Here is a 14,908-nt window from a genome sequence, read left to right as displayed (position 1 = left end):
TAGGAATCTCACGCATACGGAATAGATACATAAATGTTGCCCCAAAAATATGTTGTTTTTGCAATTTTAACATTTTACACTGACTTAGTAATGCAATGTAAACGTTGATTTGACAATACTTATAGCGATTTTTAAATGTATAGATAATCGCTATAATCAACTCCCGCCGTCTCCATATCCGAGCTCTCAACCACAACGGTTGAGGGCTTTTTTCATGTATAAAAATTTTGAAATTTATTGAGAGTTGTTCTAGAAAGATACGTGTGTAATTATCATAATATGGTAGATACTTATAAGAATAAATCACATGATATGGAAAAAATTCAAGATATGAACTTAGGAACGATTGTAAAAGGTATTACAGCAGTTTATAAAGATTGTGATGTTAAAAAGTACAACAGATTATTAAATTGTCATTGTGGGGCGTTTATTTGAAGTATCAGATAAGAAAGTGAAACAAGTATTTGATAGGGTGTTGGATAAAATAGTAGAAGGGTAAGCACTTATGTGTTTGCCCTATTTTTTTATGCTATCATTAAAATAAATTATTGCGAGGCTCAACGTCAATAAAGCAATTGGAATAAAGCAAAATAGATTAATGATATAAAAGTGGTTAAAATAAAAGGAAATCGTATTAATTTCTTTCAAAATATATTTTAAGGGGGATTTTGCATTGGTACTTGAAGGAGCGATGTTACAAGTTAAAAAGAATATGGAAAATGAATTTGAGCAATCTTTTATAGAAGCCTCTAGTATTATTAGTTCAATGAAAGGCTATATAAATCATTCGTTAAATAAATGTTTTGAAGAAGAAGGTAAGTATCTGTTATTGGTTGAGTGGGAAACATTAGAAGATCATACAATAGGTTTTCGTGAGTCTGAAGAATATAATAATTGGAAGTCTTTATTGCATTGTTATTATGAACCTTTTCCTGTAGTTGAACATTTTTATAAAATAGAAATTTAAGTGATTTAATTAGGTCACTTGAACAACAACTGTGATATATAAAGTACAACAGATTATTAAATTATCATGGTGGGACGTATATTTGAAGTATCAGATAAGAGAGTACAACAAGCTTTGATAGGGTAATGGATTGATTATCAAGGATATACACTTATGTGCTAGCCTTATTTTTTGTGTTAAAATAAAATTGTTTCATAGCTCAATGTCAATAAAGCAATTATGTTGAAATTTTAAAGAATGGGTGATTTTGTGAAGATAAATCCTGAATTAGACACAAGTTATTTTATATCTATTTGGTTAAATATTTTATTTTTATTTGGTCTTATTTTTATTACACAATTAGAAAATTTGATTATATTAATACCTTACGTTCTTATAATGGGTGTAAATTCAATATACATAGTTATTAAAGCAATGAAAATTAGAAATAATCGTAGTTTATGAATGTTTTGTATAGTTAATTGAATATTTTTGTCTTTCTAATAAGCCACTCACACATGTCAATGGGTGGTTATTTTTTATTTACATATAATAACAAGTGTTCCGTCAATATTTATTGAGGTAATACTATGACTCCAGATAATTATAAAAATGAAACTGATTATCGTAAAACACTACGTGAATATCTTAATCACGAATACTACAAGAACATGGATTAGTTAAATTACATCTTTTCAAGTTTATGCTCGAAAAGTATGAAATGATAGAATAGTATGTTGAAGATCAGAATAAAATAGTTAAGTCTTTATTTAGCGATGATCAACTATATGAATTGAATAAACTTTAACGTTCGAAATGCTCAATGATTCAGAAGTGATTATTAGTTATTATGAAAGTGGATATATTAAAAATATAGAAGGATATATTCGCAAAGTAGATGACTATGTACAATTGTTTTATTTATATGAATGAAATGGATTAAATAGAATTAGTTTGAAGGATATTGCGGAGTTAAAATAAAAAGGGCATAGTTTAATGCCCATATAAAAATATGTTAAATAGGATTATCAATCATATAATTCAAGATAACTATCCGTAAATTCTTCTGATGAAATTTCTCCATTGTCTCTTTGTTGTTGTAATTCTGCAGCTTTATTCTGAATTTCATCGTACTCTTCACGAGAATATCCTTGATTTTCCATCTCTTCATAATTTGCTTCTTCTTGGTCTTTTTGTTGTTCAGGTGTTAAACAACCACCAACTGTACAATAAGTACCATCTTTTTTATATTCACCAAACATTGCGTCACCAGCAGGTACATTTGATTGCTCTTTATTAGCCACTTGTGAGTTTTGTTGTTGTTCAGATTCAGATTGTTCTGCTTTCTCTTGCGACTGAATAGGTTGTTGTGTCATCTGTTGCTTTTGTGTATTCACTTGTTCTTGTGATTGAACAGGTTGTTCATTAATTTCATTTTGTTTTGTTACTTCATCATTAGAACTATCATTTGATTTGTCTTTGCTATCTTCAGATTGTTTAATATCATTCTTTTCATCATTTGATTTCTTATTACTTGATGATTTTGTTTCCTTACTATCATCTGATTTACTTTCTTCTTTATTGCCACATGCTGCTAATACTAAGAAACTTGCTAATAATAAAAATAAAATCTTTTTCATTTAATGCTCTCCCTTAAAAATAAATTATTAACTTAATTGTACTATACCTAAAAAATAGTGATAACAAAAGGTTATAGTTAAATTTAATATTTGTGAATATGCTTATGGTTATTTAATAAAGCGAAAAGTATACGTAAATTCATTGCCCGATGTATTACAGAGTAAATGTCAGAAATATATATTAAGTAACTTAATGTATGATGGGATATGTAACGAAAGTTATTAATCTAAAGAAGAATAGCAGATTTAAAAATTGTAATCATTTTAGATAGTGAAAAACAATATGTAAATAATTAATGATAGGACATTATATTTTTTGAATAACATTATTGTTGAATGAAAGTGAAAGAATGTTACAATATACTTTGTTAAATTTTAAAACAGTATAAGGAGTAGTAATGAGGATAGAATGGATTTAATTGGAATTTTTACTATGTTATTGATATTACTTATAGGGATTGTTGTTACTGTTGTATTTTGGCTAGTAATCTTTAAAATATTGCATTGGGCTTTGGGTGATACTGGGTGTATTGTGGTTATGGTAATAATTGGTGGACCAACCATTGGATTAATATTATATGTTATATATAAATATTTTGGATATTAATATTTAATTATGTATTTTATGTTAAAAACATCTCTACTAAGTTATATGTACTAGGAATATAGATAAGAGTTTATTGTGAAATTAAAAGTTTGTTTATTTCAGCATTGGTAACTATAATTTTTTTGAGTGGATGTGATTTTATTAGTCTGGATGATGTGAGGAATTCAAATGAATCCAATGAAGACCATAAAAAGTCGAATGAAAATTATAAAAGTAATTCAAAACATAACAAACAAAATGTCGATGATAAGTCACATGATTAAGGTGGAAAATTAACTATCAATCAAGCGAAAACAATTGCTAATGAAAAGTTATAAACGGAAAATCAAGTATTTTTTAATAAGAGTGATTAATACATCACAAAGGCAAAAGTGACGAAAATCACTATTACATAGAAACACCTTTTTATGGTCAAAATGAGGCATCTTAAGCATAAGTAATTGTGGACAAAAATAAAGGAACGACTCTTGAAAATACATAAGAAAAACGTACAATTGGGAAGTCTATAAAAAAAGAGCAACATTCTGAAAATACAACCGAAGAAAAAAGTGCTGAGCCAGCTACTCAAGAACGATTTAAAGAAACAGATTAATAACATTATTAAGTATTTAAGTAATTAACTCTTGCATGCGGGAACGAATACATTAAGAGTGCACAAATTTCTTTTGTTTTTGCAATTTTAATATTTTACACTACAGCATCAAGAGAATGTAAACGTTGATATAGCAATAGTTATAAAAATGTATAGTTAATCGCTTTAACGAACTCCCAGCGTCTTCATAGCCGAGCCTTCACCCATTGCGGTTGAGGGCTTTTGTTTTATTAAAAATCTATATGATATGTGCTTGTGCATTATTTTTGAAAGCAATTAAGTTATTGTAAGAATGTATTTCGATTTAGGAATGTATCTAATTTGCAATGCTAAGTAATTAGTTGGATAATTAATTTATAATACTTACACAGGGTGAATATAGATGGACGAAATTTTTGTTTTTAAAATAAAAACGAGCGATGGAAATATGTTTCGTGAGTATGTAGAAAATATTTGGGAAATTAGTGAAGCATTGGCTTTAAAAAGGTTTGAAAAAGCAATTAAGAAACATGAATACTTTTACTTAAAAGACAGTGGTAGATATATCAATGTGAGTAATATTATTTCAATAGACGTAGAACTTTTGAACTAAAAAGATTAAATTATATAAAATAGAATACTTAAATAAGATTATCAATGTGAAATATAAAAAATATTGATATCATGAGTTGTTTTTCATTGGCTTATGCATACAGTTAGACTATAAACTTTCTGTCATAATCAAGTTATAATATCATGAAAATTAGTAATTCAATGTACCTAACTAATTAAAGTGTATATTTGAGAATTTAATATGATAATGTCCAAAAGGAGCTATAAAATTGAAAAAGGTAATAATGTTAATTAGCGTGTATATTGTTGGGAAATTAGCTTCTGCAGTGACAAATTTTGTTAATGATATAAGAAAAGGCAATAAAAGTAGTTTAAACCGAACTCCCAATTTTTTAAAAGAGAAGATGGTTTAGCTGATAAAAACATTCTTTTTTTAGGTTCTTCAATTACATATGGTGCGGCTTCTCATGGGATTTCATTTGTTGAATTTTTAAATATAGAATCTCATATGAACACAACGAAAGAAGCACTTTCGGGTACAAGTTTGGCAGGAACAGAAAAAAATTCATATGTCCAAAGAATAAAAAAAGAGAAGTTAAGTAAAAACAAATTTGATTTGTTGATTTGTCAGTTATCAACGAATGATGGTAGGTTAAATAAATATGTAGGTGAAATAAAAAAAGAATATGATCATAATGCTTTTGATGTAGAAACAACAATTGGCGCAATGGAATATATTATTAGTTACGCTAAATTAACCTTGGATACGCCTATATTATTTTATACTTGTATTAGAAAAGCAGATCCTTATTATGAATTTTTGGTATATAATTTATATAAACTAAAAGAAAAATGGGATATTGAAATTTTAGATGTTTGGGGCAATCAATGGGCAAATGAACAAATAAAATATGATAATACACTTTTTGCTGATGATGCACACCCAACTTTAAAAGGCTATCGCTATATTTATACACCACTTTTTAAAGAAAAGATAAAAAATATATTGAGCAAAGAAATATAAAAATGAACTACTTTTTACGAATCAGAAAAGCTAGCAGGTCATTTTGGATTTAATGCAGAAGGATAGGCAAATGAATGCCTATCCTTTTTAATTATCCAGTATTTACTTTTTAGGAAAAATGAACAAAGTAAAAATACTTAAGACAATAGAAATCATAGCAAGATAAACTGGTGCATTTATAATTTAAGTATTAAAAATAAAGTGCTTTTATAACAGTTAGTCCTAAAGACAATAAAACTGTATTTGAAAATATATTTCACTATATAAATAATAGTAATTTTATTTATAATATTTTGCTATTAACTAAATTTTAAGTGAAAAAAGATAACAATATTGTAAGTACAGTTAATTCATATTGATTGATAAAATAATTTTATATAACGAAAGGAATGATTTTAAATGAAAAAGATATTGATTTTAATGCCAGTTGTAATACTAGGTTTAGCAATAATACTAATAGGCATGTACATAGTATCTAATGGAAAAAAGCAAGAGGGAGAAATTGCCGGCATAATTGATCAAATTAATCCCCTTGTGAAGCAAGAAAATAGTTATGTAAAAACAAAAAAGCCTGATAAATTTCTCGAATATGATAGAGTTAGCTACACACAAAATGCTTATAATAAATATGGTGAAAGTAGAGATATAACTTTCACAACTGCAAAAACTTTAAAGCTAGACAAATATTTGAAAATCACTCATAAAGGAGCCCATGTGGCTACGTATGAAGAAGTGAATAAAATGGATATACCTAAAAAGGCATTGAAGGAAATTGAAAATTAAAAATTATAACTTGGTAACTCACTTTAAAGGGACTTTCAAACAGTTCCTTTTTTTATTATGAACATGAATTAGGATTCTATAGTAAGTCGTATTTTTACTATAGATAAGGCACATTTCAATTTTTCAGAAACGAATTTACTTTGACCATGTTTATATTAATTCTTCCTTTGTATTCGACAAGTTCATATACAAAATTTAAATCTAATATCGCATCGACTTTATGTAATAAATGACTATTAGCGACTAAGTCAGAGATAGAAATTATTTCATATCGATCTCTTTTATCAATTGATTTATTCAACATAATAAACACCATCACTGCTTAATTTACATATATTATAATGTTGGCAGTGATTTATGCCGACTCCTGCGGGAATAGCACTAGACGAAGACTACAGGCTAAGGCAGTGCCCGCGGAAAGCGTGTATAAAAAGACTGCCAACAAAGTTGGAGGCTTTGTGAACAGTCTGTAGCCACCTATCTAAGGTGGCTAATAATTTAAAAATTAAGTGTCTAATGAGTTGACCCAAAAGTATTAAGTAATACAACACCCACAATAATAATAGTAATTGAAATGACACTCATCAAATTAATTTGTTCTTTGAAAATTACAACTGACACAATCGTTGTAAGTACCAAACCAAGTCCAGCCCAACTAGCATATGTAATATTTAATGGTAAATATTGTAAAGTTTTGCTTAAAAAATAAAAGCATGCAAGAAATGAAATAATTGTTGCCAAAGTTGGAAAAAGCTTAGAAAAACCTTCAGATGATTTAAGAAATGCACTACCTATGACTTCTCCCACTATAGCTAAAATTAATAATAAATAAGGCATGATATTCTCTCCTTTATAATTGATAATTTCATTTTACTTGTTTAATTAATGAATAATAGTCTTGTAATTTTCTAACGATATGTGAGGTGTCAATTTTTGTGAACTCAAAAATTTTGTGGATTATATTAATCAGTAAACAATTGACTTTTTGTAATATAAGTGTAATATTACAATTGAATCAACTGAGATTCAAAATTTTTACAGGGAGTGTTTAATATGAATAAAGTGTCAAAGATAATGTTATCTTGCGGCCTCGTATTTAGTACAGCAGTAGGTGCAGCAGCAATCGATTCACATCAATCACAAACCCAAGCAGCAGAAACGCCATATTATAACTATACAGGTTATACATCAGCAAATAGTGAATTTATTTTGGATCAAGATTTTATTAATGCAATTAAATACAAAAATTTAACAATTAATGGTTATAAAATTACAAATAGCGATGCAGAAACAGCGGAGATGGTAGATATATATGATCAATCATTTCGTAAAACTGGCGAAAATAAAGCAGATGCTGTTACTTTTGATTTAGATGGTAAAACTGTTTCAAAAAATGATTTATTAACAGTATATGGACCTTCAGATGTAACGGACACACCAGCAGGGAATATGTATGAACGTAATTATAATGGTACATCAATTAAATTTTATGTAAATGATGGCTATGTAACTAAAGTACAAATTAATACTTAAATTGAAATATAATGTGAGGAATATTAAATAATCAATCAAATTTAATAAATAATGTAGTTAATAAAAGTAGGTTGCACATTATTCCTTAAATTTTTTAGCAGTGTGTACTTTACAAGTGCATAGTCATAAAGTGATTAATAGATGATGATTATGCTTCTTTTTATAAAACTAAATTTCAGTAAACAAACGCTCACCAATTGGTGGGCGTTTTTGTAATAAAAACTATTTTTAGAGTGGGTTTAATAGGTTAAGGCTAAATGAATATAATTATATGTATAATTTTAGAAGTAAAGATTTAAGCATGTGCTTTGAGAAGCATTAACTTTTTAATTACAAATTTATTTTTAACAATTTTTTGCGTTGTAATAAGAGATAAGTACTTTTGTCCAAAAAAGCATTCAGCATATTAATCTTGTTGAGATCTTAAAATATAAAAATAAAAAACCAAAAATATGATGATTGATGGTGGTAAACTTATAGATATTGTTTTTATAAATTCGTTACTAATCAAAAGCAATGTATTGAAATTAGAAGCGTTCATAATTTCATTTATTTTTGTTTCTGATGGTCTAGTTAAAATTGTGATAAATGTTATTATCAAGAAAAAATAGTAGAATATTTTAGACTTTTTTAAATCTCATAAAGCACCTCATTTTGATTTAGCATATCATGATTTTGAATTAACTATGACAAATGAATTATTTGTTCATATTATATAATAATAATTTATTTATGTCACAGTGTTGCTGAATTTTACTATAAAAAGCGTTGAAAAACCTAATTTACTATAATATTATAAAAATATGATTTATTTTAGAGCTTTATTATTTTTGCAGCCACCTTTAAGGGTGGTTATTTTAATGAGTAAATAATTAATTTTTTGTTATTAATTATATGGTAAAAGGGAGACGTAAAAATGAAAAAAGTAATTGGCGTGTGTATTTTATGTAGTATATTACTCTCTGGCTGTGCTCCAGATGTTTTAAGTAAAAAATATTTAAACATTGCACATCGAGGTGCTAGCGGAACGACGCCTGAACATACTTTTGTCGCATATGATAAAGCAATTGAATTAGATGCAGATTATATAGAAGTAGATTTACAAATGACTAAAGATAATAAATTGATTGCAATGCATGACAGTAAAGTTGATAGAACTACCGATGGTACAGGATTTGTAAAAGACAAAAACATATCGCAAATTAAAAAATTAGATGCAGGATCTTGGTTTAAGAAAAAGTATAAAAATGAAAAAGTACCAGAATTAGCAGACATATTAAAAAAGTATTATAAAAAATCTAATTTCTACATTGAAACCAAAAACCCTGAAATTTACCCGGTATGGATAAAAAATTAATAGAAGAACTTAATAAAAAGTTTTACTTAGCAAATATAAACTAAAAAAGGGCAAAGTTATAATACAGTCATTTTCTGAAAGTAGTTTAGTAAACATCCATAAAATAAATAAAAACATTCCATTAATAAAACTGATTGATGATAATGAGATTAATGAATTATCAGATAAAGAACTGCAACGTTTGTCAAAATTTATATATGGCATAGGGATAAGTCAGAAAAACGTAGATGTAGCGTTGATTAAACGAGCTCACAAAAACGGTTTAAAAGTTCATGTGTTTACATTGAATAGTCAAGAAGAAGTAAAAGAAATGAAAAAAAATGGGTGTTGACGGTGGTTTTAATAATAACCCATAGATAAAATAATAAATTCATCCCACCAATGATATATAGAAACATACTGTGTTTAGGTAGGAACTTGAATCCTTTAGAAGATTAAATTATTAATGAGAATACTAAAATTTAAATTTATATACTTATATACAGGAAAAAATTTTTACATAAATCGTTTATATGTATATCGTTTTGGCTATATTTAAGCATGTCTAAAATTGAAAGGTGTATTGAAATGGAAAAATTAAATCAAGTCATGCTATATGTAGATGATCAGTCAAAAGCTGTTGATTTTTGGAAAAATACCATGGGGTTTGCAGTTTTATCAGAAGAAGCATTAGCGGAGGGATATAAAGCAGTAGAAATTGCTCCCAATAATGAAGTTGAAACATCTATCTCTATTATGGAAAAAGAATTTATAAAAAAATATAGCCCAGGCGTTAATCTGGGAACACCATCACTGATGTTTAAAGCTTCTAATTTTGATGAGCTTTATACAAAATTAAAAGACATGGGTTTAACTGGACATGATATTATTGAAATGTCAGGAACGCGTGTATTTAATTTTCAAGATGGACAAGGTAATTATTTTGCAGTAAGTGAATAGCATTTAGTATTTCTTAAAATAAATAGCTGTGATCAAAAGGACTGAAATCAAGGCGATGAAATTCGTTGGTTTCAGTCTTTTTTAGTAATTGTAAGCATATTTATTATACCTTATAGGGGTATGTGTTATAATCGTTTATGTTAAGAGAATAACGATACACTTTGTAAGGAGGATATAATATGACAAGTTCCAATAATCATGAAGCACATGATAGTCATGAGCATCAGATGCACGAAGGACATCATACACATCATCATGAAGTACATGAAATGCATGAACACCATGGACATCATCATGGTAATTTTAAGCGTAAATTTTTTATATCATTATTATTTGCCATACCAATCATCATTTTATCACCAATGATGGGAATAAAATTACCGTTTCAGTTCTCATTTAATGGCTCTGATTGGATTGTATTAGTACTTGCCACAGTTTTGTTTTTCTATGGTGGCAAACCTTTTTTAACTGGTGCAAAAGATGAACTTGCGTCTAAAAAGCCTGGCATGATGACGCTTGTTGCGTTAGGTATTTCTGTAGCATATGTTTATAGTTTATATGCATTTTATATGAATCATTTTAGCAATGTATCAGGACATGTAATGGACTTTTTCTGGGAATTAGCAACATTAATATTAATTATGTTATTAGGACATTGGATAGAAATGAATGCAGTTGGTAATGCAGGCAATGCTTTAAAGAAAATGGCAGAACTTCTACCTAACAAAGCAATAAAAGTCATAGATTCAGAACAAAAAGAAGAAGTTTCTATTTCAGAAATCGAAGTGGATGATATCGTAGAAGTGAAAGCTGGAGAAAGCATACCGGCAGATGGTGTGATTATTCAAGGTAGTACTTCTGTAGATGAATCATTAGTCACAGGAGAATCTAAGCAAGTGGTTAAAAATGTACAAGATCAAGTGATTGGTGGTTCAATAAATGGTTCAGGTACGGTAAATGTCAAAGTAACTGCTACAGGTGAAAATGGCTATTTATCCCAAGTAATGGGGTTAGTCAATCAAGCACAAAATGACAAATCAGACGCTGAACTATTATCAGATAAAGTAGCAGGCTATCTATTTTATTTTGCAGTGAGTATTGGTTTAATATCATTTATCGTGTGGATGATTATCCATAATAATTTAGATTTTGCTTTGGAACGATTAGTGACAGTATTGGTTATTGCTTGTCCGCATGCATTGGGATTAGCAATACCACTTGTTACAGCACGTTCAACTTCTATTGGTGCACATCATGGCTTAATCATAAAAAATAGATCTTCTGTTGAATTAGCTCAGCATATTGACTATATTATGATGGACAAAACAGGGACTTTAACTGAAGGTGATTTTTCAGTTAATCATTATGAAAGCTATACACCTCAAAGTGATAATGAAGCAATCTTATCTTTATTTGCCTCATTGGAAAGTAATTCTAACCATCCACTTGCTTTAGGCATCGTGACGTTTGCAAAAAATAAAGATATCACAATCAAAAATCCTCAAGAAGTAACAAATATACCAGGTGTTGGTTTACAAGGTATAATAGAAAATCAAAAATATAAAATTACCAATGTTAGTTATTTAGAAAAAAATAATTTGAAATATGATATAGAACAGTTTGAAAAACTTGCTAAACAAGGTAATTCAGTTAGCTTTTTAATTCATAATGAAGCAGTCATAGGAGTGATTGCACAAGGTGATAAAATTAAAAAAAGTTCGAGAAAAATGGTTTCGGATTTATTATCAAGAAATATTACACCAGTGATGTTAACAGGTGATAATAATGAAGTGGCAAATACGGTCGCTAAAGAACTAGGTATTAATGATGTTCATGCTCAACTATTACCTGAAGATAAAGAAAAGATTATTCAAGACTATCAAGCTGAGGGACATAAAGTAATGATGGTTGGTGATGGAATCAATGATGCACCTAGTTTAATTCGAGCGGATATAGGTATGGCTATTGGTGCAGGTACGGATGTTGCTGTTGAATCAGGAGATGTGATTCTTGTTAAAAGTGCACCATCAGACATTATTCATTTCCTTACACTTTCTAAAAATACTATGAGAAAAATGGTTCAAAACTTATGGTGGGGCGCTGGATATAACATTATTGCTGTACCGCTCGCAGCTGGCGTTTTAGCATTTATTGGCTTAATCTTATCACCTGCTGTAGGAGCAATTTTGATGTCTTTAAGTACGGTTATTGTTGCCATTAATGCGATGACATTGAAATTGAAATAGCACTATAAAAATTTTGAATAAATGTGCGAATATAGTGACTTTGATAAAGTGGAACGACACTATCTTTTTAAAGGTAACGTGTTTGTTCCACTTTTTTTTAATTCGTAAACGAAAAATGAATTATGCTAAACTAGTGTTAATTTAAAGAGAGGGGGATGACATGTCGTTAACACTAGAACCAATGACGCAACGAACTTTTGATAAAGTTTATGAAAAGAGCATACATGAATATGCACATGAACATATAAAAAGCGGTGTTTGGGAAACAGAAGGAGCTATTGAAAGGGCACGTTCAGATTTTGAAAAATTACTGCCCCACGGATTAGCTACTGATAATCAATATTTATTTACTGTTGTTTATTTGAACGAAGCGATTGGATATTGCTGGCTGCATTTTGCGGAAAATAAAAAGATAAATAAGTGTTTTATTTATGATGTACATATTTTTGACAATTATAGAGGGAAAGGATTAGGTGAGAAAACTATGCTTTGTATCGAAGATTATTGTGAAAAAAATAATATACATCGTATCGGTTTACATGTGTTCGGTCATAATAGGAGGGCAGTGTCCTTGTATCATAAGTTAGGGTTTCAAACTACTAATTATAGAATGGAAAAAGTGATAGAGAATGATGATTAACATAAAACATTAATTTAAAAATTGGTAATCAAAGAAAATGAAAACCGTAGTATTTTAGAATGAATTAATGATTGATTGATTTTTAATAGAATGGTGATTGACTTTATCCATAGGGGAAACGTGAACTTGAATTGATTCTCAAAGTTTGCCAAAAAGGTTAATCGTTCAACAGCATATCATTTTTTATAAAACAGAAGAAACGTCAATTTCTATTTCATCTCAATAGAAATTGACGTTTATGTACTCATTAAAAGTTAAAAAAGACTAAAATTTTATCAATAGCTCTGATATACGAATGACCAGTATTAGTATATTTAGGACCAGCCAATTAATTGCGCAATTACCAATGTAGCAATAGAAATAAGTCCCCATATAATAAATAGTGGAAAGAAAAACTTGATCCACTTGGTATAAGACACGCCACCAATAGCTAATGCAGCCATGAAATAACCGCTTGTGGGGTAGAATACATGTGTGAAACCATCGCCTAATTGGAAAGCCAAAACGGCTGTTTGGCGAGTAATACCTAGCATATCGGCTAAAGGTGCCATGATAGGCATAGTGACAAGTGCTTGACCACTCCCCGATGAGATGATGAAGTTAATTAATACCTGAACGATATACATACCAATGACTGCGACAGTCGGTGTGGCCCCCTCAATAACAGAACCTAATCCATAGACAATACTATCCATAATTTTACCATCTTCAAGAACTACCACGATAGAACGGGCAAGCCCAACAATGATAGCGCCCATCAAAACATCTTTAAATCCGTCGTTAAATGATTCGCAAATTTCACGTGTAGTCAACCCGGTAACTAATCCAACGACAATGCCCATAATGATAAATAAGCCGGACATTTCAACCATAAACCAACCTTGTGTAGTCACGCCATAAACAAGTATGACGAAAAAGGTTAATACTATAGCAATACCGATTTTTTGACGTTGAGTGGCAACCAATGGTTTGTGCTTCGTAATATCTTTATATGTCTGTCTTTTTTCTGTGTCTTCTTGATAAACTAAACTGATATTTGGATTTTGTTTTACTTTTTGAGCGTATCTCATTATAAATAATATTGTTACAAAGAGCACAATGATAAAGAGTGTGAGTCGTAAGCCAATACCAGAAAAAACAGGTACACCGGACAATTTTTGAGCCAATCCAGTGTTGATTGGATTTAATACACCAACTGTAAAACCGACTACAGTACCACATAACGCAATTGCAGTAGCCGTTATAGAATCATAGCCTAAGGCAATAATTAACGGAATGATAACTGGTATGTATACAAGCGAAAGTTCAGCTGTACCAATTAAAGTAGCAATAATTGCAAATACAGAGGTCAATACTGGAATAATAAAGATACTATGATTTAAAAATTTACGCGCGAGTTTATCAACAGCAATTTCAATAATGCCAGTACGTCTTAATACCATAAACATACCACCAATAATAAGTGTAAAGAATACGATTTCACCTGCTGCTATGAGTCCTTTAGGAATAATCGATATAAAGTCTATTATATTGACTGGTGTAGCTTTTATGTAATGAAATGAATCTGCATCAACCATTTCTCTGCCTTCAGGTCCTTTAATTCGATTAAACTCTCCGGAAGGAATGAGGTAAGTGGAAATGGTAGCGATGGCACCAAATATAAATAATATGACATAAATATGAGGCATTTCGAACTTTTTTCTGTTTTTATTTGTTGTATTCCCTTTGTTTTTTGAAAATTTCATTGATACACCCCTTTGAGTTAACATAAATTTTGAACTAATATCATTATTTTATATAAAATAGAATCTTAATATTCTGAAAAATTATTTTAAACTTAATTATAACAAAATTTTTATAAAAGAATTAAATAAATATGATTTTAGTTGAAGAATGTAGTATGAATTAATGAGAATAAAAAAATCTAGTAAATGAACTTTGCAGATCATTTGCTAGACTTTGTTAGAAATATTGTATCTATTTGATAGTTAAAGACAGTTAAAAGAGCTGTCCTCTTAATAATTATAGGTATATATTACTTTGTTCGGT

General features: G+C 29.1%; 17 protein-coding genes. 13 read left to right on the top strand and 4 right to left on the bottom strand.

Translation table 11 applies throughout. From position 1 onward, the window contains the following. Window positions 1–279 precede the first annotated feature (279 nt). Complete coding sequence (locus JG554_RS13220) at window positions 280–435, top strand: hypothetical protein (protein ID WP_182478112.1); 156 nt, start codon at window positions 280–282, stop codon at window positions 433–435. A 238-nt stretch (window positions 436–673) separates the two neighbouring features. After that, window positions 674–967 carry an antibiotic biosynthesis monooxygenase family protein gene (locus JG554_RS10065; RefSeq protein ID WP_107359954.1) on the top strand — a complete coding sequence of 98 codons (294 nt, stop codon included), beginning with the start codon at window positions 674–676 and terminating at the stop codon, window positions 965–967. Between the two features lie 1,007 nt (window positions 968–1,974). Here the strand turns inward: JG554_RS10065 and JG554_RS10055 are convergent. Next, window positions 1,975–2,586 (bottom strand): hypothetical protein, encoded by a 612-nt coding sequence (locus JG554_RS10055; RefSeq protein WP_064209487.1) that lies wholly within the window; start codon window positions 2,584–2,586, stop codon window positions 1,975–1,977. Window positions 2,587–2,995: 409 nt separating this feature from the next. Between JG554_RS10055 and JG554_RS10050 the strand changes: the two genes are divergently transcribed. From JG554_RS10050 to JG554_RS10030, 5 genes are all read left to right on the top strand, one after another. Next, on the top strand, window positions 2,996–3,193 hold the full coding sequence (locus JG554_RS10050) for a hypothetical protein (RefSeq protein ID WP_046207459.1): 198 nt from the start codon (window positions 2,996–2,998) through the stop codon (window positions 3,191–3,193). 974 nt (window positions 3,194–4,167) lie between these two features. Continuing rightward, window positions 4,168–4,377 (top strand): hypothetical protein, encoded by a 210-nt coding sequence (locus JG554_RS10045; RefSeq protein ID WP_064209486.1) that lies wholly within the window; start codon window positions 4,168–4,170, stop codon window positions 4,375–4,377. Between the two features lie 229 nt (window positions 4,378–4,606). Then, entirely contained in the window at window positions 4,607–4,750 is a 144-nt protein-coding gene (locus JG554_RS10040) for a hypothetical protein (protein ID WP_157948045.1), read from the top strand. Window positions 4,751–4,761: 11 nt separating this feature from the next. Continuing rightward, window positions 4,762–5,361: an SGNH/GDSL hydrolase family protein gene (locus tag JG554_RS10035; protein ID WP_107359955.1), complete on the top strand. Its 600-nt coding sequence runs from the start codon at window positions 4,762–4,764 to the stop codon at window positions 5,359–5,361. 399 nt (window positions 5,362–5,760) lie between these two features. Beyond that, complete coding sequence (locus tag JG554_RS10030; RefSeq protein WP_107359956.1) at window positions 5,761–6,144, top strand: YxeA family protein; 384 nt, start codon at window positions 5,761–5,763, stop codon at window positions 6,142–6,144. Window positions 6,145–6,259: 115 nt separating this feature from the next. Here the strand turns inward: JG554_RS10030 and JG554_RS10025 are convergent, their stop codons facing one another. Further along, window positions 6,260–6,448, bottom strand: a complete 189-nt coding sequence (locus tag JG554_RS10025) for a hypothetical protein (RefSeq protein ID WP_203265284.1) — start codon at window positions 6,446–6,448, stop codon at window positions 6,260–6,262. Window positions 6,449–6,657: 209 nt separating this feature from the next. Then, complete coding sequence (qac, locus tag JG554_RS10020; protein ID WP_046207463.1) at window positions 6,658–6,981, bottom strand: QacCGHJ group quaternary ammonium compound efflux SMR transporter; 324 nt, start codon at window positions 6,979–6,981, stop codon at window positions 6,658–6,660. Window positions 6,982–7,197: 216 nt separating this feature from the next. Here qac and isaB point away from each other — a divergent pair, with 216 nt between their 5' ends. The 6 genes from isaB to JG554_RS09995 all read left to right on the top strand — a co-directional run bounded on the left by isaB (window position 7,198) and on the right by JG554_RS09995 (window position 12,859). Continuing rightward, window positions 7,198–7,677, top strand: coding sequence for an immunodominant staphylococcal antigen IsaB family protein (gene isaB / locus JG554_RS10015; protein WP_046207464.1), 480 nt, complete (start codon window positions 7,198–7,200; stop codon window positions 7,675–7,677). 916 nt (window positions 7,678–8,593) lie between these two features. Further along, a complete protein-coding gene (locus JG554_RS13295) occupies window positions 8,594–9,034 on the top strand; it encodes a glycerophosphodiester phosphodiesterase family protein (protein ID WP_274380044.1) in 441 nt (146 codons plus the stop codon). 58 nt (window positions 9,035–9,092) lie between these two features. After that, window positions 9,093–9,365: a glycerophosphodiester phosphodiesterase family protein gene (locus tag JG554_RS13290; protein ID WP_338014917.1), complete on the top strand. Its 273-nt coding sequence runs from the start codon at window positions 9,093–9,095 to the stop codon at window positions 9,363–9,365. Window positions 9,366–9,601: 236 nt separating this feature from the next. Further along, entirely contained in the window at window positions 9,602–9,973 is a 372-nt protein-coding gene (locus JG554_RS10005) for a VOC family protein (protein WP_046207467.1), read from the top strand. A 179-nt stretch (window positions 9,974–10,152) separates the two neighbouring features. Beyond that, window positions 10,153–12,219 (top strand): heavy metal translocating P-type ATPase, encoded by a 2,067-nt coding sequence (locus tag JG554_RS10000; protein ID WP_107359958.1) that lies wholly within the window; start codon window positions 10,153–10,155, stop codon window positions 12,217–12,219. Window positions 12,220–12,379: 160 nt separating this feature from the next. After that, window positions 12,380–12,859, top strand: a complete 480-nt coding sequence (locus JG554_RS09995; RefSeq protein WP_046207469.1) for a GNAT family N-acetyltransferase — start codon at window positions 12,380–12,382, stop codon at window positions 12,857–12,859. Between the two features lie 314 nt (window positions 12,860–13,173). On the opposite strand, the gene JG554_RS09990 is transcribed toward JG554_RS09995, so the two are convergent. Beyond that, window positions 13,174–14,604, bottom strand: coding sequence for a YfcC family protein (locus JG554_RS09990; protein WP_107359959.1), 1,431 nt, complete (start codon window positions 14,602–14,604; stop codon window positions 13,174–13,176). Window positions 14,605–14,908: the final 304 nt, after the last annotated feature.

Origin of the sequence: Staphylococcus sp. 11-B-312, assembly GCF_016743055.1 — a bacterium.
Taxonomy (GTDB): domain Bacteria; phylum Bacillota; class Bacilli; order Staphylococcales; family Staphylococcaceae; genus Staphylococcus; species Staphylococcus ureilyticus.
This window is presented reverse-complemented; position numbering and strand designations above follow the sequence as displayed.

Bases quoted from the DNA above. Each gene is read 5' to 3' on its own strand.
- JG554_RS13220 (WP_182478112.1), top strand. From the start codon at position 280: ATGGTAGATACTTATAAGAATAAATCACATGATATGGAAAAAATTCAA.
- JG554_RS10055 (WP_064209487.1), bottom strand. From the start codon at position 2,586: ATGAAAAAGATTTTATTTTTATTATTAGCAAGTTTCTTAGTATTAGCA.
- JG554_RS10050 (WP_046207459.1), top strand. From the start codon at position 2,996: ATGGATTTAATTGGAATTTTTACTATGTTATTGATATTACTTATAGGG.
- JG554_RS10045 (WP_064209486.1), top strand. From the start codon at position 4,168: ATGGACGAAATTTTTGTTTTTAAAATAAAAACGAGCGATGGAAATATG.
- JG554_RS10030 (WP_107359956.1), top strand. From the start codon at position 5,761: ATGAAAAAGATATTGATTTTAATGCCAGTTGTAATACTAGGTTTAGCA.
- JG554_RS10025 (WP_203265284.1), bottom strand. From the start codon at position 6,448: ATGTTGAATAAATCAATTGATAAAAGAGATCGATATGAAATAATTTCT.
- qac (WP_046207463.1), bottom strand. From the start codon at position 6,981: ATGCCTTATTTATTATTAATTTTAGCTATAGTGGGAGAAGTCATAGGT.
- isaB (WP_046207464.1), top strand. From the start codon at position 7,198: ATGAATAAAGTGTCAAAGATAATGTTATCTTGCGGCCTCGTATTTAGT.
- JG554_RS13295 (WP_274380044.1), top strand. From the start codon at position 8,594: ATGAAAAAAGTAATTGGCGTGTGTATTTTATGTAGTATATTACTCTCT.
- JG554_RS10005 (WP_046207467.1), top strand. From the start codon at position 9,602: ATGGAAAAATTAAATCAAGTCATGCTATATGTAGATGATCAGTCAAAA.
- JG554_RS10000 (WP_107359958.1), top strand. From the start codon at position 10,153: ATGACAAGTTCCAATAATCATGAAGCACATGATAGTCATGAGCATCAG.
- JG554_RS09995 (WP_046207469.1), top strand. From the start codon at position 12,380: ATGTCGTTAACACTAGAACCAATGACGCAACGAACTTTTGATAAAGTT.
- JG554_RS09990 (WP_107359959.1), bottom strand. From the start codon at position 14,604: ATGAAATTTTCAAAAAACAAAGGGAATACAACAAATAAAAACAGAAAA.